The sequence below is a fragment of the Rathayibacter sp. AY1C6 genome (assembly GCF_002931535.1).
Taxonomy (GTDB): domain Bacteria; phylum Actinomycetota; class Actinomycetes; order Actinomycetales; family Microbacteriaceae; genus Rathayibacter.
The window spans coordinates 78,274-95,591 of record NZ_PSWC01000002.1 but is presented as its reverse complement, the minus strand read 5'-3'; the positions used below and the strand labels follow the sequence as shown (position 1 = coordinate 95,591).

Here is a 17,318-nt window from a genome sequence, read left to right as displayed (position 1 = left end):
GCGAAGGAGCCGGACCCCCTGAGGGGCCCGGCTCCAGCGACGAGAACGTCAGGAAGCGGTCGAGGCCGCGTTCTGCGCGGCGCTCTGCGGCTCGTCCTCGGCGACCCACAGCTCGTCGTCGGCGCGGAACGTCTGCCAGACGGCGTAGCCGATGCCGCCGACGGCGACCAGCGCGGCGCCGATCGCGAAGACCGTCCCGACCTTGCTCTTCTTCTTCTTCGGGGGAGTGGTGAGCTCCTCCCAGCGCGCCTTCGAGATCTCGGCGAGCTTCGCGCGGTTCTTCGAGTCCTTGGCGGCCTCGAAGGCGGCGGCGGCCGTGCCACCGACAGCGGCGAAGGTCGGGACGACCTTGTGCTTGTAGGCGTGGCGGGCCGAGGAGTACGTGCCCTCGACGGCCGAGACGCCGTTGTCGTAGACCGGCTTGACTCGCGAGTCGTACGTGTCCTTGACGAAGGGGACGAGCTCCTTCTTGGCGTACTTCGACGCGTGGCGGCGGCTCTTCTCGAGCACGGAGGCCGCGTGCGCCAGCACCTCCTGCTGCTCGCCCCAGACCGCCTCGGCGTTCTTGCGAAGACGCTTGAGGTCCTTCTTGTGCTTACGTGACAGACCCATGTTGGTCCTCCATCGGCTACGAGCAGCGAACGCCTCAATACTGCCACTCATCGATCGGCGTCCGCATCGCGCACCCAGCGCATTGACACCGGGCGTTGCAGGGGCCTACAGACGCGCTGTGCGAGAATCCGAGCATGCCTTTGCACACCGCAGTCGCGACGTTCCACACCAACAAGGGCGACATCGTCGTCAACCTCTACGGGAACCACGCTCCCAAGACGGTCCGCAACTTCGTCGGTCTCGCGACCGGCGACATCGAGTGGACCCACCCCGCCACGGGTGCGAAGACGAAGGAGCCGCTCTACAACGGCACCGTCTTCCACCGCATCATCCCCGACTTCATGCTCCAGGGCGGCGACCCGCTCGGTCAGGGCATCGGCGGCCCGGGGTACCAGTTCGACGACGAGATCAACTCGGAGCTCGACTTCACCCAGCCCTACATCCTCGCGATGGCGAACGCCGGCAAGCAGGCGGGCCGCGGCACCAACGGCTCGCAGTTCTTCATCACCGTGGCGCCGACCACCTGGCTCCAGGGCAAGCACACCATCTTCGGCGCCGTCGCCGACGAGGAGTCGAAGAAGCTCGTGCAGTCGCTCTCGGCTGTTCCCACCGACGGCCGTGACAAGCCGCTCGAGGACGTCGTGATCGAGAGCGTCGAGATCACCGAGGTCTGATCGCCTCATCCACCACTCATTCGAGGGCCGGGTCCGTCAGGGCCCGGCCCTCGTTCTCCCCGGAGGCACGTCCGTGACCCAGGTCCCGCCGAGCAGCACCTACTCCTGCTACCGACACCCCGACCGGCAGAGCTTCGTGCGCTGCCAGCGGTGCGGCCGCACCATCTGCGGCGAGTGCCAGACGCCCGCTCCGGTCGGCGTGATCTGCCCGGACGACATGGCGCAGCAGCGCGCCACCGCGCCGCGCACCCGCGGTCCCCTCCTCTCCCGCGTGCGGTCCATGACCCGCGCCGACCAGCCGACGGTGACCTACGCGATCATCGCGCTCTGCATCGTGCTGTGGATCGTCGAGATCCTCCCCTTCGTCGGCGGACCGGCGGTCAACGCGCTCCTGTACGCCCCCGCCTACACGCTCCCCGGCTTCGGCGCCGGCTTCGAGCCGTGGCGGATGCTCACTTCGGTGTTCCTCCACAGCACGTCGCTCTTCATCGTCATCCCGTTCCACCTGGTGCTGAACATGTACACGCTGTGGGTGTTCGGCATGGTGCTCGAGCGCATGCTGGGCCGCGGGCGCTACCTCACCCTCTTCCTCCTGAGCGGGTTCGCCGGATCGGTGGGCGTCCTGCTCCTCGCGAACCCGCTCACCCCGGTGATCGGCGCCTCCGGTGCGATCTTCGGGCTGATGGGCGCGTACCTGGTGATCCTCCGGCACCTGGGCGGTCAGGCGTCGCAGCTGCTGGTGCTGGTCGGACTGAACCTCGTCATCGGCTTCCTGCCCGGGATGAACGTGGCGTGGCAGGCGCACGTCGGCGGTCTGGTGGCCGGCGCGCTCATCGGGCTGGTCTTCACGAAGACCCGGCAGCGCGCCCAGCGGCGCACGCAGAACCTCCTCGTCGGGCTCATCGGAGTCGGACTGGTGGCGATCACCGCCGGCGCCTACGTCCTCGGCTGATCCCTCCCCTCCCGCAGCGGCGGGTCCGGCAGTGCCTCGCGCACTCCCGGGCCCGCCGCTTCGTCGTTTCCGCGGCGACCGTCTCCACCGCTGTCCACAGGTGCTCTCAACAGGTGGGGAGGAAGTTATCCACAGAGTTGTTAACACTGGGGAGAACGTCCCGGGTGTCCTCCTCGGGAGGACGATCCGGGGACGGCGGCGCGTCCGAGGACCGGCGGACTGGTGCGGATCCGGGCCCTCCTCGCCTCGAGCAGGCCAGCGCGGCGGGGACCGCGGAGTTCTCCACAGGAGATTCCACAGCTGGGGATAATTACAGCGGTGTAGTTCTCCGGCGGACGGCCACCAGGGCCGTCGCCTCACGGTCGTCGTCGCGGTGCAGCGAGGTGGCGAACCCGGCCGCCTGGAACGCCGAGGCACTCGCCGCGGCCTGATCCGCGCCGACCTCGATCACGACGACGCCGTGGGGTGCGAGCCACGCCCCCGCCTCCTGAGCGATGCGGCGGTGCAGGGCGAGCCCATCCGACCCGCCGTCGAGCGTGAGCATCGGCTCGTGCACCCGGGCCTCCGGCGGCATGAGCGCGATCGCCGCGGTGGGGACGTAGGGGGCGTTGACGACCACGACGTCGATCCGCCCGCGCTCACTCCGGGGGAGCGCGTCGAAGAGGTCGCCCTCGTGGACGTCGGCGCGGCCTGCGAGCGTGCGGCGCGCGCAGGCGACGGCGGCGGGAGAGAGGTCGGCCGCGAGCAGGCGGACGTCCGGCCGCTCCTCCGCGATCGACCGTGCGAGGGCGCCGGATCCGCAGCAGAGGTCGAGCACCACGGCGCCGTCCGGGAGGACCTCCAGGGCGCAGTCGACCAGCCACTCGGTGCGCACGCGGGGCACGAAGACGCCGGGTGCGACGGGGACGCGCAGGCCGCGGAAGGCGACCCAGCCGAGGATCTGCTCGAGGGGCTCGCCCGTCTCGCGGCGACGGAGCATCAGCTCGAGGTCGGAGGAGGAGTCGGCGGCCTCCTCGAGCAGGCCCGCCTCCTCCTCGGCGAAGACGCAGCCGGCGGCGCGCAGACGCTCCACCGACGACGAACGCCCCGTCGGCGGACCGGACGGGGCGTCGTTCACGACTGGGGGAGGTTCAGCGCCAGCGCGTCGTCATCAGGAAGCCGATGAACGCGATGCCGAAGCCGATCAGGATGTTGAGGTTGCCGAGATCGGGGATCGGCAGGGTGCCCTGGCTCACGTAGAAGACGATGATCCAGGCGAGTCCGAGCAGCATGAAGCCGAACATCACCGGCTTGAACCAGACCGGATTCGGTGCGTTCTCGCCGGTCCGGGCCTCGTCGCGCTCGGGCTTCGGGCTCTTCGTCGCTCGTGCCATGCCGACCACTGTACCGGGCGGAGGCTCCGGGCCGGGAGCGTCGGGGCTGCGCGGGTGCTGTGCGGACTCGCGGAGCGGCCGGTGCGGGCGCTCGAGTGGTCCCATCGGCCCTCCTCAGGCGGCGACTCGGGAGGGCTCTCCACAGGTCCGGATCATGCGCCACAGCCGGTCACGGCTCGCGCCTAGACTCGTCGCATGACCGCCCAGAACCCCGACGGGGCGGCTCTGCGGCCGCGAGCGAAGCGACGGAGGGCCCGCCCGGTCCGACGACTCTCGTTCTTCGGAGTCGTCGGCGAGCTCCTGATGACCGCCGGCGTCCTGGTCCTGCTCTTCCTGGCCTGGCAGCTCTGGTGGAACGACGCGGTGATCGCGGGCCGGCAGACGACGCAGGCGGCGGAGCTCCGCGAGACCTGGGGCGACTCCTCTCCGGCCCCGCAGCCGACCGAGGCCGCCCCGGCGGAGCCGGTCGTCGCGTCGGTCGCCGCCCTCGACACCTCCTTCGGCAACCTCTACATCCCCCGCTACGGCGAGGGGTGGGTGCGCACGATCGCCGAGGGCATCGACGCCGAGAACGTGCTCGACGAGGGGAGCATCGGCCACTACCCCGGGACGCAGATGCCCGGCCAGGCCGGCAACTTCGCGCTCGCCGCGCACCGCAGCGCGTACGGCGGAGGCATGCACCTGATCGACGAGCTCCAGCTCGGCGACCCGATCTACATCGAGACGGCGGACGGCTGGTACACCTACCGCTTCCGCAATCTCGAGTACGTCCAGCCCTCCGACGTCCAGGTGATCGACCCGGTTCCGTGGACTCCGGACGCGGCTCCGACCGATCGCCTGATCACGCTGACGAGCTGCAACCCGCTCTTATCGACGGCCGAGCGGATCATCGCGTACGGCGTCTTCGACTCGTTCCAGCCGCGGTCCGCGGGCGCCCCCGCCGAGATCGCCGCCTCGCTGGCTCAGGAGGGCTGACCGTGTACGCAGCGCTGTGGCGGCTTCTGCCCGGGCCGTGGTGGGTCCGGCTCCTGATCGTCCTCGTCCTCGTCGCGGCGGTCCTCGTCGCGCTCGACGAGTGGGTGTTCCCCTGGGTGCAGTCGCTCGTGCTCGACCGGAACGTGACCGTCGGCTCGTGACCGGCGGCGCGGCCCCGCGGATCCTGGTCGTCGACCACCACGACAGCTTCGTCTTCACGCTCGTCTCGTATCTCCGCGAGCTCGGTGCCGAGGTCGACGTGGTCGAGGGCGACGACCTCGGGACGACGGCGCTCCTGGCTCGCGCGGAGGAGGCGGACGGAGTCCTGGTCTCACCCGGACCGGGCCGCCCCGAGGACGTCCCCGCGTCGACGGCGCTCGTGCAGCGGGCGGAGGCGACCGGGCGGCCGCTGCTCGGAGTCTGCCTCGGCCACCAGGTGCTCGCCCACGCTCTCGGCGCCCGCGTCACGGAGGCGCCGGAGCTGCTGCACGGCCGGACGTCCGCGGTCCTCCACGACGGAGATCCGCTCTTCGACGGCCTGCCCTCCGGATTCGCCGCGATGCGGTACCACTCGCTCGCGGTCGACGCCGAGAGCCTTCCCGAGGAGCTGCGGGTGACGGCGCGGACACCGGAGGGAGTGGTCATGGCCGTCCGGCACCGGAGTGCTCCGCTCGTGGGCGTGCAGTTCCATCCGGAGTCGGTCCTCACCGAGGGCGGGCGGCGCCTTCTCGAGAACTGGCTGCGCGAGGTGACGTCGATCGGGTCGTCCGTATCGGCAGACGACACGCCCGGACTCTCGATCTCGGTTCGATGAGGCGGATTTCGCCGGGCTTATCGGGCTGCTTATCGAATCGAGAGCGCTGAGAATGATCAGTGTCGGTCGTCCCCCGAACGGGGATGAAGGCCTGAGCGCGTTCTCACGCAGAAATCCGCCATATGACGGCTAACTGATCGTGCGCCGAGGAGTCCGCCCGGACAGGGTATGAGCGCGACCTTGTCCACCCCCTTGCGCACCCCCCGATCAGGTGGCGGGATTTGACGGGCTCCCGGCGGAGGATGCGGCCCCTTTTCCCTGCATAATCAGAGGGCGCCGACAGGGGGTCGGCGCCGCAGAAGAGAAGTCCGGGGGGACCTCATGGTCGCATCGATCTCCTGGGCTTTCTCGGGAATCCGAGAACTCGAGAATCTCGGACCGCGCATCGTCGTCAAACCCGGCACCGTTCCGAGCATCACCGGTTCGGGATTCGGCACCGCCGATCTGAGCGTCGTGCTGATGACGGTCTCGCCGTTGCGCGTCCTCCGCGGGACGTGGCCGGCCGACGACACCTCCTTCCTCACCTTCAGCTTCCTCATCGACGGCTTCGTGCGCATGGTCGCCCCGGACCGAACGGTGCTGCTGCGTCCGGGCTCGATCTCGTACCAGCAGGGGACGACGACGTTCACGACCGAGTCGACGACTCCGGCCACGATCCTCCACCTCTCGCTGCGCGCCGACGAGATGCGCCGCTACGGCTTCGACACGTCGGCCCCGGTCTACGCGCTCGATCCCGACGCCCGGTCCACCCGCGCCGCATACGCCTTCACGACCGCCTTCGCCCTCGCGGCGGAGTCCGGGACGGGGCTGCCCGGCGAGGGCGAGGTCACCGGCTTCGCCCACGTGGTCAAGCAGCTCCTCACCAGCGCGTTCCTCGCGGCGGCGAGCTCGCAGCCCGGCACCACGAGCGTGCGCGCCGCCACGCTCGGGCGCGCGCGCACGGTCATCGACCGGACGCACCGCACGCCGCGCTGCACCCCGGAGGCGGTGGCCGACGCGGTCAACGTGTCCACCCGCTCCCTCCAGCGGCTCTTCGAGGACGCGGGCACCACGGTCGCGAGCGAGATCGAGCGTTCCCGGGTCGCCAGCGCCGTGGAGCTCCTGCGCCGCCGCCCGCGGGAGGTCCCGCTCGAGGCGATCGCCGCCGCGTCCGGATTCTCCTCGGCGGACCACCTCCGCCGTGCGCTCAAGCGCCGCGAGGGGCTCACCCCGAGCGACATCCGCGGCAGGATCGCACGCCCCGCGGACGGATCGGCAGCCGGCGAGGTCGTGCGGCTCCAGCCCCCGCTCGCCGACGCGCGCCGGGCGTAGCGGTTCACCTCGGGGCCGTCGGCGCCGTGGAGCATCGAACCCGACGAGCAACGTCCGGACGAGCCCTTCTCGACGCGCAGAGCAGCGGCCCGGCCTCCACCGGGCAGCGTCGGCCGACGCCGCAGCCGCCGCGGGCTGCAGGCCGGGTCAGCCCGCGCAGTATCCGAGCTGGACGGTCGATCCCTGCGGGACGTCGCCCGGAGCGAGGGACTGGGTCGTGATGGGCGGGTTCGCCCGGGTCGCGTCGCAGGTCTCGTCCGGGACCTCGACCCCCACGAGCTGCAGCTTCTCGGAGGCGAGGGTGGCCAGTGCGCTGCTGAGGGATGTCCCGACGAGGTCGGGGAGCGTGACCTGGCCGGAGGAGACCGTGAGGTCGACCGGCGTGCCCGGGGCGACCTGCTGGCCCGCTCCGGGAGAGGCGGCGAGTACGACGTCGCCCGGGACGGTCGGCGAGTTCTCGCGGGTCTGGGAGCCCTCGACGAAGCCGACGGCGGTGAGCGCGTCGATGGCCTCGGCGAGGCTCTGCCCGACGGTGTCCGGCACGGCGACGGGCTGCGGACCCTGGGACACGACGATGCGGATGACCGTCTCGGGCGCGACGATCGTGCCCGAGCCCGGATCCGTGCGGATCACCTCGCCCTCGGGGACGGTCGAGCTGTACTCCGCGACCTGGCTCGGCACGAGGTCGAGCTCGGTCAGGGTCGACTGGGCGCTGTCGTAGGTGGTCTCGGTGAGGGTGGGGACCTCGCGCGACTGCGACGGGAGGGTCGACGCGGGCTGGAGCGTCAGCACCCAGATCACGAGTGCGGCGACGATCACGGCCAGCACGACGATCGAGGACCAGATCCAGAGGACCGGCGGGCGGCGCTGGGTGCGGACGATCGAGTTGTCCTCGGCCAGCTGGCGGAGGGCGAGCTCGGAGTCGTTGACTCCGCCCTGGCTGCGGGCCGCGAAGAGCGAGGTGGTCAGCTCGTCGATCGGGCGGTGGTCGGGGAGGCGTCCGGCGGCGGCGTCGCGCAGGTCGTCGCGGAACTCCGCAGCTCCCTGGAAGCGCTCGTAGCGGTCCTTGGAGAGTGCTCGGGCGACGACCGCGTCGAGCGCCGGCGTGACGGCCGGGTTGATGGAGCTCGGCGCCGGCGGCGTCTCGCTGACGTGCTGGTAGGCGACGGCCACCGGGGTGTCGCCGCGGAAGGGCGCACGGCCGGTGAGGAGCTCGAAGAGCACGATGCCGGCGGAGTAGAGGTCGCTGCGGGCGTCGACCTGCTCGCCCTTCGCCTGCTCGGGGGAGAAGTAGGCCGCGGTGCCGAGGATCGCCGTGGTCTGAGCGACCGTGGCGGCGGAGTCGGAGACGGCGCGGGCGATCCCGAAGTCCATCACCTTCACCTGGCCCGACGGGGTCAGCATGATGTTGCCGGGCTTGATGTCGCGGTGGACGACGCCTGCGCGGTGCGAGTACTCGAGGGCGGTGAGGATGCCCTCCGTGATGCGGACGGCCTCGTCCACGTCGAGGGGGCCCTCGGCGATCAGGTCCTTGAGGAGGCGGCCCTCGATGTGCTCCATGACGATGAAGGGCCGGCGCGACTCGGCGCCGTTGTCGTCGAGCGAGACCTCCTCGCCCGCATCGAAGACCCGGACGATCGTGGGGTGCGACATGCGCGACGCGGACTGCGCCTCCTGCCGGAACCGTAGGCGGAAGGCGGAGTCGGAGGAGAGGGAGAGCTTCAGCTCCTTGATGGCGACGGTGCGGCCGAGCCGGGTGTCGGTGCCGAGGTAGACCTCGGACATCCCGCCGCGGCCGAGCCGGGGCCCGACCTGGTACCGTCCCGCGATCAGGCGACCCTCATCCGTCACGCGCACGCTCCCGCCCTGTACTTCCGTGTGGTGCGGCCCCGAGGAGCCACGGCAAGTGTACCTATGGGCCCCTGGTGTTCCGGGCGGGGGCGCGACGCGACGGCCGCGAGGCGCCGGGCCGGAGCGGTGCCCCGACCGGCGCGCCGCCGCTACTCGGAGGGGGTGGGCGTCGAGGTGGCCTTCGAGGTGGGGGTCGGCGCCGGGGTCGGAGCCGGCTCCTCGACGGTGACGGAGAGGGTGGGCGAGGCCGCCGACTCCGACTCGCCGCAGAGCACGGTGTACGTGACGTCGATCGTGCCGGCCGTGGTGCCGGCCTGGATCGTCGCGGTCGTCGAGTTCGACGGGTTGGTGCTCGTCACGCTCGCGCCCTCACCGGTCGCGGTCACCCGGTAACCGCTCACGGAGGTTCCGCTCGGGCACTGGTTGTAGTTGCTCCAGGTGACGTTGAACGTCGCGCCCGCCTCGACGCTGGAGGCGGCGGGGGTGACGGTCGGCACGGCGGTCGGTGCGTCCGGGGTCGCGACCTCGGTGAAGACGGAGACCTCGATGGTCGTGCCCTTCACCACGTTCGCGGTGGGGTTCACGTCCTCGACGAGTCCGACCTGCTCGGCGGTGGGGGCGCTCGGGCCGTCCGCGCGCCGGACGCCCATGCCCAGGGCCTCGAGCTCGGTCTCGACGTCGTCGAAGGAGCGCCCGACGTAGTCGGCCTTGTCGATGACGACCGTGTTCGAGGTCGGCGTCGGCGTGGGGCTCGGAGTCTCGGACGGCGTCGGCGACGGGGCCGTGCTGGTCGGCGCGGTGGGGGAGGCGGCCGGGTCGCTGCTCCCGCCGGTCGTCAGGGCGAAGATCGTGCCCGCGATGACGACGGCGAGGATCACGATGAGGGCGATCAGCGGCCAGGTCCAGGGGCTGCGGCGACGCGGCTCCTCGGCCGGCTCGAGCGGCTCCTCGATCGGCACGAACGGAGCGGCGGCCGCGGCGGCGGGCGCGCCGGAGGGCAGCACCGTGGTCGCCTGCGTCGCGCCCTGGTTGGAGGGGAGGACCGTGGTCGCCTGCGTCGTGGGCAGGTCGCTGAGGACCGCGGGGACGGCCAGCGCCGCTCCGCGCACGTCGCCCGAGCGCAGCGCCTGGGCCGCCCGCGCGAGGTGCGCGGCGGTGGCGGGGCGGTCGGCCGGCTTCTTGGCGATGCAGGAGTAGACGAGGTTGCGCACCGGCTCCGCGACCGTGACCGGCAGCTCCGGCGGGGTGTCGTTGATCTGCGCCATCGCGATGGCGACCTGCGACTCGCCCGTGAAGGGGCGGCGCCCGGCCAGGCACTCGTACGCGACGATGCCCAGCGAGTAGATGTCGGTGGCGGGGGAGGCGGGCTGGCCGCTCGCCTGCTCCGGGGACAGGTACTGGACCGTGCCCATGACCTGCCCGGTCGCCGTCAGCGGGACCTGGTCGGCGATGCGCGCGATGCCGAAGTCGGTGATCTTGACGCGGCCGTCCGGCGTGATGAGCAGGTTGCCCGGCTTCACGTCGCGGTGCACGAGGCCCGCGGCGTGCGCGGCGTGCAGGGCGAGCGCGGTCTGCGCGACGATGTCGAGGACCTTGTCGGTCGAGAGGACGCGCTCGCGCTCGAGGACGGTCGAGAGCGCCTCGCCGGGGACGAGCTCCATGACCAGGTAGGCCGACCCGTCCTCCTCGCCGTAGTCGTAGACGTTGGCGATGCCCTCGTGGTTGACCAGCGCCGCGTGGCGGGCCTCGGCGCGGAAGCGCTCGAGGAAGCCGGGGTCGCCGAGGTACTCGTCCTTCAGGATCTTGATCGCGATGGTGCGGCCGATGACCAGATCGGTCGCCTGCCACACCTCTCCCATGCCGCCGATGGCGATCCGGGACTGCAGCTCGTAGCGTCCCCCGAAGGTGAGGCCTGTCGTGGGTCTCATTTGTTCAGCACCGCCTCTAGTACCTGTTGTCCGATGGGTGCGGCGATCAGGTTGCCGTACCCGGTCTGGCCGAGCCCTCCACCGTTCTCCACGAGCACGGTGATGGCGTACTGCGGGTCGTCCGCAGGCGCGAAGCCGGTGAACCAGAGGGTGTACGGGTCGTCCCCGCTGTTCTCGGCGGTACCGGTCTTACCGGCCACAGTGACGCCCCCTATTGTTGCATTCGTCGCCGCGCCGCCCTGGACGCTGGCGACCATCATCGCCTTGACGGCGTCCGCGGTCTGCGTGCTCACCGCCCGGCCGAGCGACTTCTCCTGGAACTGCTGCAGCACGCTGAGGTCCTGCGAGCGGATCGAGTCGATCAGGTTCGGCTGCATCACCTCGCCGCCGTTCGCGATCGCCGCGGAGACCATGGCGATCTGCAGCGGCGTCGCACGCACCTCGAACTGTCCGAAGGCGGTGAGGGCCGTCTGGGCGTCGTCCGTCTTCGTCGGGTAGGTGCTCGCCTCGACCGACATCGGGATCTCGAGCTCGGTGTCGAAGCCGAACTTCTCGGCCTGCGAGCGGATCGCGTCCGCTCCCAGCTGCACGCCCATCTCGGCCATCGGGACGTTGCAGGAGAGCGAGACGGCGGTGGCCAGCGTGACCGTCTCTCCGGAGCCGCAGAGACCGCCTCCGGAGTTGATCACCTGCGACGAGGAGCCGGGCAGCGTGTACGACTCGACGTTGGGGAAGCTCGAGTCGGCGGTGAAGCGGCCGGACTCGAGGGCGGCCGAGGCCACGACGAGCTTGAAGACGGAGCCGGGCGGGTTGAGCGAGCCGCCGATGGCCCGGTTCACGAGGGGCTCGGAGGAGTCGTCGTTCAGCGCCCGGTAGGCGGCGAGGACGTCGTCGGTGTCGTGGGAGGCGAGCGCGGTGGGGTCGAAGGTGGGCTTCGAGACCATCGCGAGGATGCGGCCGGTGGCCGGCTCCGTCACGACGACGGCCCCCGTGTAGTCGCCGAGCGCGTCGAAGGCGGCCTGCTGGGCGACCGGGTCGATCGAGAGCTCGACCGACGCGCCCTTCGGGTCCTGGCCCGTGACGAGGTTGTTGATCTCGTCGAAGAACTGCGAGTTCGAGGTGCCCGAGAGGTAGTCGTTGAGCGTGCGCTCGATGCCGGTGGTGCCCTGGTTCAGAGTGAAGTAGCCGGTCACGGCGGAGTAGAGCGGGCCGTTCGCGTACTGCCGCTGGAACTTGTAGAGGTCGTCCGACGGCGTCGAGGAGGCGATCGGCTGACCGCCGGCGAGGATCGCACCGCGCTCGGTCGAGAAGCTCTCGTAGAGGGTCCGCGTGTTGCGGCCGTCCTCGTCGAGGGAGTCGGCCTGGATCACCTGGATGGTGGTGGTGGAGAGGAAGAGGGCCACGAACATCGTCAGCACGACGAGGCTCACCCGTTTGAGTTCTCGGTTCATCGACGGATCACACCACCAGACGAGGCTGACTGCGGACTGTGTCGGACAGGCGCAGCAGCACCGCCACGATCATCCAGTTCGCCACGAGGGAGGAGCCGCCGGCGGCGAGGAACGGCGTGGTCAGGCCGGTCAGCGGGATGACGCGGGTGACGCCTCCGATGACGATGAAGCACTGCAGGGCGATCACGAACGAGAGGCCGACTCCCAGGAGGCGCCCGAAGTCGTCCTGCCCGGCGAAGCCGATGCGGAACCCGCGCGAGACCAGCAGGAGGTAGAGGCCGAAGATCGCGAAGAGCCCGGCGAGGCCCAGCTCCTCGCCGAGGCTGGCGATGATGTAGTCGGACTGCGGGACCGGCGTGAGATCCGGCATCCCCTGGCCGAGGCCCGTGCCGAGCAGTCCGCCGTGCGCGAGGCCGAAGAGGCCCTGCACGAGCTGGTAGCTGCCGCCCGGATCCGCCCCGTAGCGCTCGGCGCTGAAGGGCTCGAGCCAGTTGGCGAAGCGGTTGCCCACGTAGTCGAGCGTCTGGCTCGCCAGCAGCGCGCCGCCGAGGAACAGGCCGACGCCGATGAGGACCCAGCTGGTGCGGCCGGTCGCGACGTAGAGCATGACCAGGAACAGGCCGAAGTAGAGCAGCGCCGTCCCCAGGTCGCGCTGGAAGACGATGACGCCCATCGTGACCGCCCAGACCACCAGGATCGGGCCGAGGTCGCGCAGGCGCGGGAAGCGCATCCCGAGGACGGTGCGGCCCACCATCGAGAGGGAGTCGCGGTTGCGCACGAGGTAGCCGGCGAAGAAGACCGCGAGGGCGATCTTGGCGATCTCGCCGGGCTGGAAGCTCGCCACGTCGCCGATCCCGATCCAGACGCGCGCGCCGCTGACCTCGCGGCCGATGAAGGGCAGGAGCGGCAGGAGGAGCAGCACGATCGCCGCGAACCCGGCGACGTAGGTGTAGCGGAACAGCACGCGGTGGTTGCGGATGACCAGCAGCACCACGATCGCCGCCACGACGGCCAGGGCGCTCCAGAAGATCTGCCGCACCGCCACCGACTCCCAGCCGGTCGCGCCGTCGGCGATGTCGATCCGGTAGATCTCGGCGACGCCCAGGCCGTTCAGCACGGTGGCGATCGGGAGGAGGAAGGGGTCGGCCGCCGGGGCCGCGAAGCGCAGCACGACGTGCACGGCGAGCACGAGCGCCGAGAGGCCGGCGCCCAGCGAGACCAGCGTGGTGTCGATCGAGCCGAGGGCGCCGAGCTGCACGAGCACGATCGCGCCGGCGTCGATCAGGCATGCGCCGATCAGGAGCAGGAGCTCGAGATTGCGCAGCTTCTGGCGGAAGAAGCCCTGCCGCTCGGGGGCGGGGCGGGCGGTGGCCGTGGCGGCGTCCGTCATGGTGCTCCGTTCGCGTCCGTGAGGCGCTCGACGATGTCGACCGCGCCGGCGTAGGAGTCGGCGCTGATCGTCTGCTCCAGCTGCTCGACGTCGTAGGCGCGGAGGGAGTCGAGCGGGATGCCCGTGTCCTCCTTCACCTCCGAGAGCGAGAGCGGGCCGACCGACTGCTGGATGCCCTGGTAGATGATCACGGTGTCCCCGTCGGTGCCGACGTAGAAGCGCGACTGCGTCCAGTCGTAGGCGAAGAGGATCCCGAGGAATCCGATGATGAGCACGAGGGACAGGCCGACGAGCCAGGTGATGCGGCGGCGCAGGTGCCGGCGGCGGTCCTCCTCGATCAGCTCGTCGAGGTAGTCCTCGGACGCGGGCTCGAAGTGGGTGGGGCCCTGCGCGGCGGGAGCCCGGGTGTGCAGGCGGAGGCCGGGGATCCGGACGCGGTTCTGCGAGTCGTCGGTGCTGAAGGGCGTGGGCGCGGCGGCGGATCCGACGACGACCGGCTCCTCCACGGGGGCGAGGATGCGCGCGGTGTCGCCCGCCCCGGGGATGTCGAGGACGACGACGGTGACGTTGTCCGGGGCGCCGTGCGAGAGGCTGTCGCGGATCAGGCGGTCGGCCACCTGCTGCGCGGTCTCGTCGCGGCCGAGCTCCTTGAGGATCTCGTCGTGCGGGACGACGCCGGAGAGGCCGTCGGAGCAGATCAGCCAGCGGTCGTGCGGCTCGGTCTCGAGCGTGAGCGTGTCGATCTCGGGGTTGGTGTGCACGTCGCCGAGGACCCGCATCAGGACGGAGCGGCGCGGATGCGTCATCGCCTCCTCCTCCGTGATGCGGCCGGAGTCGACGAGGCGCTGCACGAAGGTGTGGTCGGTCGTGACCTGCTCGAGCCGGCCGTCGCGGAGGACGTAGATGCGGGAGTCGCCGATGTGCGCGATCGCCACCGACTCGCCGACGCGGGCGATCGCGCTGACGGTGGTGCCCATGCCGGTGAGCTCGGGGTGGTCGACCACGGCGTCGGCCAGCAGGGTGTTGGCCGCCAGCAGGGTGCGCTTGAGCTCGTCCTCGGCCTCGTAGGTGGAGGCGTAGACGCGGTCCGCCTCCGCGATGCGCTTGATCGCGATGGAGGAGGCGACATCGCCGCCCGCGTGACCGCCCATGCCGTCGGCGACGACGAAGAGCTGCCGGCCCGCGTAGCCGGAGTCCTGGTTGTTCGAGCGGATCCTGCCGACGTGCGAGACGGCGGCGCTCTCGCGCACCGCGCCGTGGCCGGAGCCGCTCTCCGGAGTGGGGGCCACGTGCTACGACCGCCGCAGTTCGAAGGTGGTGGTGCCGACCTTCACGGGCGTGTCCAGCGGCACCTTGGTGGGCGCGCCGACACGGCGGCCGTCGAGGAAGGTGCCGTTGGTGGAGTCGAGGTCCTGGATCATCCACTCGTCGTTCCAGAGGAGAAGGCGCGCGTGGTGGGTCGAGGTGTAGTCGTCGCGGATGACCAGCGTCGACTCCGCGGAGCGGCCGATCGTCAGCGGGTCGCCGGTCAGCTCGAGCTCGGTGCCCCGCTTGGGCCCCGAGGTGATCACGAGGCGCTGCGCCGTGTGGACTGTGGCGGCACCTCCCTGCTCGGCGCGCTCGGCGGCGGCCTCGCGGCTCCTCCGTGCCGAGGGGGCCGACGGGGAGGCGGGCTGCGCGGGCGCGGGAGCCGGGGCGGCCGCGGCGACCACGGGCTGGGCCGCCGTCACGAACGGGGCCTCGGGGGACGCGGCCTGCGCGCCGGGCGGCAGCTTGCGCACGCGCTGCCCGAACAGGTCGGAGCGCAGCGCGTAGACGATGCCGAACACGAAGAACCACAGCAGCGCGAGGAACGCGATGCGCAGGAGGAAAAGAGTGAGCTCGCTCATAGCCGGTCGTCCCAGAATCCCTCGGAGCCGCGTCCGGCTGCCCTGCCGGACGACGGGCGGTCGGTGCGTGCGGGCGCGGAGCCCTGCACGACGCGGTAGACGATCGAGGTGCGCCCGATCGTGATGGTCTGCTCGGGGGCCAGGGGCGCCTGCGTGACGGGCCGGCCGTCGAGCTTGGAGCCGTTCGTGGACCCGAGGTCGTGCACCTGGGCGCGGGAGCCGTCCCAGAGGATCTCGACGTGCTTGCGGGAGGTGCCCGAGTCGTCGACGGTGATGTCGGCGTCGCTGCCGCGGCCGATGACGGTGCGCGCCTTCATGATCGGGTGGCGCCGGCCGTCGATGTCGAGGACGGGCGTGTAGGCGACGGTGCCCTTCACGCTGCGGGAGTCGACCTCGACCATGCCGTCGCTGAGCGCCGGATCGACGGCGAGGGAGATGTCGATCGGGCCGGGGAAGCGGAAGCCCTGCTTGGTGGCGTGCTCGGTGGCGACCGTGGTGAGCTCGTCGATCAGGGTGGCGCCGAGGCGCTGCATCCGGTCGAGGTCGGTCGCGGACATCCGCAGGACGAGGCTGTTGGGGACGAGGATGCGGTCGCGGCTGACCACGGCGGCGGTGGTGTCGAGCTCCCGGCGGAGGGCGGAGGCGAGCTCGACCGGCTGCAGACCCGACTTGAAGGTCCGCGCGAACGCGCCGTTGACGACGCGCTCGAGTCCCTTCTCGAAGTTGTCCAGTATGCCCACAGTCTTCCGATCTTCCGGTTCTTCGCCTTCTCGGCGGTCGCGCACGGATCGAGATGTCTGCGCGCCCGTCGCCGCTTCCTCTTCTTGGTCTGCGCCGCGCACGGCTACGGGCATGTTACTGGGATGGTCTGGATGCGCGATCCTCCGCGGTGGTTTCGCGGCCGGAGTGCCGTGTGCGCGCTCTCACCGGCACGGCCCGGTGGCGGCTCCCGGGGGAGCTCCGACCCGGGGCGGCGGGTGCCGGTTCGGCTCCGGGGCCGGGGGATGCTACGATTTCTCGTCGGCGCTTCGGTGCCGCTGGTGAGCGCGAGTGGCGGAATAGGCAGACGCGCACGGTTCAGGTCCGTGTGCCCGAAAGGGCGTGGGGGTTCAACTCCCCCCTCGCGCACCAGAGTTCATGAGAACCGGAGTTCGAGAGAACCGGAGAGAAGCCCCCGATCGGATGTCCGGTCGGGGGCTTCTCCCGTTCCCGGGTGCGGTGCGCTCCGGGGCGGGCTCCTGTCGTGTCGTTCTCGCGGACGGCGTCCCGCGGAGGGGCGGTGTTCACCGGGAGGTCGGCGCGAGGTCGTCCGGCGCGGGCACGCTCGCGGGGTGATCGCCCTCCGTGCCGACGTGTCCGCCCTCGATCCGCAGGCGCTGCCCGAGCTGCTCCGACGCCTCCGCCGGCACCGGAGCGTGCAGGTGGGGGAGTGCCAGTGGATCGCGGTGCTGCCCGGATCGGGCCCGGTGCTGCTGACGGCCGGCGACCGGCTCGTGCTCGACCTGCTGATCGAGCGGCGCGCGCTGCTCCCCGTGGTGATCGACGCGCTCGAGGCGGAGCTGCGCAGCGGCGGCTTCCGCGAGCGGATCGCGCTGAGCTGGAGCACGCCGGACACGGTGCCCGTGCTGCTGCGCTGACGAGCCGCGGTCAGCGGCGGGTGAGCTCCACGACCGGGATGATGCGGGTGGTGCGCTTCTCGTAGTCGAGGAAGCCGGCGGAGGCGGTGGTGAAGCGGGCCCAGCCGGCGTCGCGCTCCTCCCCGGCGAGGACGCGCGCCCGGACGTCGACGGTGCCGTCGTCGGGGGTCTCGATCGCCAGGTCCGGGTGGGCGATCGTGTTGTGGAACCAGGCGGGGTGCTTCGGCGCACCGGCCGCGGACGCGGCGAGCAGCCAGACGTCGTCGGAGGGGTGCAGCGCCATCAGCGGAGTCACGCGTTCCTCACCGGAGCGGGCGCCGCGGTGGTGCACCAGCACGAGGCTCCTCCCGAAGCCGCCCGTGGTCACGGTCCCGCCGTTCGCGCGGAACTCCTCGATGATCGTGTCGTTCCAGTCGGCCATGCTCGTCCTCCTCGACGCGGTGCCGGCACTCGAGTGCCGG

General features: G+C 71.3%; 18 protein-coding genes and 1 tRNA gene. 8 read left to right on the top strand and 11 right to left on the bottom strand.

From position 1 onward, the window contains the following. Window positions 1–48: 48 nt before the first annotated feature. The gene (locus tag C5D36_RS02040; protein ID WP_104295080.1) at window positions 49–612 is read right to left on the bottom strand and encodes a hypothetical protein; all 564 of its coding nucleotides are present in this window, start codon (window positions 610–612) and stop codon (window positions 49–51) included. 134 nt (window positions 613–746) lie between these two features. Between C5D36_RS02040 and C5D36_RS02035 the strand changes: the two genes are divergently transcribed. Both C5D36_RS02035 and C5D36_RS02030 read left to right on the top strand, forming a co-directional pair. Further along, window positions 747–1,286 (top strand): peptidylprolyl isomerase, encoded by a 540-nt coding sequence (locus C5D36_RS02035; RefSeq protein ID WP_104222669.1) that lies wholly within the window; start codon window positions 747–749, stop codon window positions 1,284–1,286. Window positions 1,287–1,359: 73 nt separating this feature from the next. After that, complete coding sequence (locus C5D36_RS02030) at window positions 1,360–2,238, top strand: rhomboid family intramembrane serine protease (RefSeq protein WP_104250251.1); 879 nt, start codon at window positions 1,360–1,362, stop codon at window positions 2,236–2,238. 310 nt (window positions 2,239–2,548) lie between these two features. Here the strand turns inward: C5D36_RS02030 and C5D36_RS02025 are convergent, their stop codons facing one another. Further along, window positions 2,549–3,355 (bottom strand): putative protein N(5)-glutamine methyltransferase, encoded by an 807-nt coding sequence (locus tag C5D36_RS02025; protein ID WP_181072730.1) that lies wholly within the window; start codon window positions 3,353–3,355, stop codon window positions 2,549–2,551. A 13-nt stretch (window positions 3,356–3,368) separates the two neighbouring features. Further along, window positions 3,369–3,611 carry a cell division protein CrgA gene (locus tag C5D36_RS02020; RefSeq protein WP_104222667.1) on the bottom strand — a complete coding sequence of 81 codons (243 nt, stop codon included), beginning with the start codon at window positions 3,609–3,611 and terminating at the stop codon, window positions 3,369–3,371. Between the two features lie 195 nt (window positions 3,612–3,806). Between C5D36_RS02020 and C5D36_RS02015 the strand changes: the two genes are divergently transcribed. The 4 genes from C5D36_RS02015 to C5D36_RS02005 all read left to right on the top strand — a co-directional run bounded on the left by C5D36_RS02015 (window position 3,807) and on the right by C5D36_RS02005 (window position 6,711). Next, entirely contained in the window at window positions 3,807–4,586 is a 780-nt protein-coding gene (locus C5D36_RS02015) for a class E sortase (RefSeq protein WP_104225782.1), read from the top strand. A 2-nt stretch (window positions 4,587–4,588) separates the two neighbouring features. Then, window positions 4,589–4,747: a hypothetical protein gene (locus C5D36_RS16730; RefSeq protein ID WP_167299010.1), complete on the top strand. Its 159-nt coding sequence runs from the start codon at window positions 4,589–4,591 to the stop codon at window positions 4,745–4,747. After that, window positions 4,744–5,400 (top strand): aminodeoxychorismate/anthranilate synthase component II, encoded by a 657-nt coding sequence (locus C5D36_RS02010; RefSeq protein ID WP_104295079.1) that lies wholly within the window; start codon window positions 4,744–4,746, stop codon window positions 5,398–5,400. The genes C5D36_RS16730 and C5D36_RS02010 overlap by 4 nt, the downstream gene beginning before the upstream one ends. Before the next feature lie 321 nt (window positions 5,401–5,721). Further along, window positions 5,722–6,711, top strand: a complete 990-nt coding sequence (locus C5D36_RS02005; RefSeq protein ID WP_104222664.1) for a helix-turn-helix domain-containing protein — start codon at window positions 5,722–5,724, stop codon at window positions 6,709–6,711. Window positions 6,712–6,858: 147 nt separating this feature from the next. Here C5D36_RS02005 and pknB read toward each other — a convergent pair whose 3' ends face one another. From pknB to C5D36_RS01970, 7 genes are all read right to left on the bottom strand, one after another. Continuing rightward, the gene (gene pknB, locus C5D36_RS02000) at window positions 6,859–8,562 is read right to left on the bottom strand and encodes a Stk1 family PASTA domain-containing Ser/Thr kinase (RefSeq protein ID WP_104225780.1); all 1,704 of its coding nucleotides are present in this window, start codon (window positions 8,560–8,562) and stop codon (window positions 6,859–6,861) included. Between the two features lie 149 nt (window positions 8,563–8,711). Then, window positions 8,712–10,490, bottom strand: a complete 1,779-nt coding sequence (locus C5D36_RS01995; RefSeq protein WP_104222662.1) for a serine/threonine-protein kinase — start codon at window positions 10,488–10,490, stop codon at window positions 8,712–8,714. Continuing rightward, window positions 10,487–11,941, bottom strand: coding sequence for a penicillin-binding protein 2 (locus C5D36_RS01990; protein WP_104295078.1), 1,455 nt, complete (start codon window positions 11,939–11,941; stop codon window positions 10,487–10,489). The genes C5D36_RS01995 and C5D36_RS01990 overlap by 4 nt, the downstream gene beginning before the upstream one ends. A gap of 7 nt (window positions 11,942–11,948) precedes the next feature. Further along, window positions 11,949–13,331, bottom strand: a complete 1,383-nt coding sequence (locus C5D36_RS01985) for an FtsW/RodA/SpoVE family cell cycle protein (RefSeq protein ID WP_104225777.1) — start codon at window positions 13,329–13,331, stop codon at window positions 11,949–11,951. Then, window positions 13,328–14,620 (bottom strand): PP2C family serine/threonine-protein phosphatase, encoded by a 1,293-nt coding sequence (locus tag C5D36_RS01980; RefSeq protein WP_258062841.1) that lies wholly within the window; start codon window positions 14,618–14,620, stop codon window positions 13,328–13,330. The genes C5D36_RS01985 and C5D36_RS01980 overlap by 4 nt, the downstream gene beginning before the upstream one ends. Before the next feature lie 3 nt (window positions 14,621–14,623). Next, on the bottom strand, window positions 14,624–15,220 hold the full coding sequence (locus C5D36_RS01975) for an FHA domain-containing protein (protein WP_104225776.1): 597 nt from the start codon (window positions 15,218–15,220) through the stop codon (window positions 14,624–14,626). Further along, window positions 15,217–15,960 carry a DUF3662 and FHA domain-containing protein gene (locus tag C5D36_RS01970; RefSeq protein ID WP_104295077.1) on the bottom strand — a complete coding sequence of 248 codons (744 nt, stop codon included), beginning with the start codon at window positions 15,958–15,960 and terminating at the stop codon, window positions 15,217–15,219. The genes C5D36_RS01975 and C5D36_RS01970 overlap by 4 nt, the downstream gene beginning before the upstream one ends. A 304-nt stretch (window positions 15,961–16,264) precedes the next feature. Between C5D36_RS01970 and C5D36_RS01965 the strand changes: the two genes are divergently transcribed. Continuing rightward, a tRNA-Leu gene (locus C5D36_RS01965) sits at window positions 16,265–16,351 on the top strand. Window positions 16,352–16,551: 200 nt separating this feature from the next. Next, the gene (locus C5D36_RS01960; protein WP_104247543.1) at window positions 16,552–16,857 is read left to right on the top strand and encodes a hypothetical protein; all 306 of its coding nucleotides are present in this window, start codon (window positions 16,552–16,554) and stop codon (window positions 16,855–16,857) included. Between the two features lie 10 nt (window positions 16,858–16,867). Here C5D36_RS01960 and C5D36_RS01955 read toward each other — a convergent pair whose 3' ends face one another. Then, entirely contained in the window at window positions 16,868–17,278 is a 411-nt protein-coding gene (locus C5D36_RS01955) for a nitroreductase/quinone reductase family protein (protein ID WP_104295076.1), read from the bottom strand. Window positions 17,279–17,318 lie beyond the last annotated feature (40 nt).

Coding starts and splice junctions, on each gene's coding strand:
- C5D36_RS02040 (WP_104295080.1), bottom strand. CDS start 612: ATGGGTCTGTCACGTAAGCACAAGAAGGACCTCAAGCGTCTTCGCAAG.
- C5D36_RS02035 (WP_104222669.1), top strand. CDS start 747: ATGCCTTTGCACACCGCAGTCGCGACGTTCCACACCAACAAGGGCGAC.
- C5D36_RS02020 (WP_104222667.1), bottom strand. CDS start 3,611: ATGGCACGAGCGACGAAGAGCCCGAAGCCCGAGCGCGACGAGGCCCGG.
- C5D36_RS02015 (WP_104225782.1), top strand. CDS start 3,807: ATGACCGCCCAGAACCCCGACGGGGCGGCTCTGCGGCCGCGAGCGAAG.
- C5D36_RS02005 (WP_104222664.1), top strand. CDS start 5,722: ATGGTCGCATCGATCTCCTGGGCTTTCTCGGGAATCCGAGAACTCGAG.
- C5D36_RS01995 (WP_104222662.1), bottom strand. CDS start 10,490: ATGAGACCCACGACAGGCCTCACCTTCGGGGGACGCTACGAGCTGCAG.
- C5D36_RS01990 (WP_104295078.1), bottom strand. CDS start 11,941: ATGAACCGAGAACTCAAACGGGTGAGCCTCGTCGTGCTGACGATGTTC.
- C5D36_RS01985 (WP_104225777.1), bottom strand. CDS start 13,331: ATGACGGACGCCGCCACGGCCACCGCCCGCCCCGCCCCCGAGCGGCAG.
- C5D36_RS01975 (WP_104225776.1), bottom strand. CDS start 15,220: ATGAGCGAGCTCACTCTTTTCCTCCTGCGCATCGCGTTCCTCGCGCTG.
- C5D36_RS01955 (WP_104295076.1), bottom strand. CDS start 17,278: ATGGCCGACTGGAACGACACGATCATCGAGGAGTTCCGCGCGAACGGC.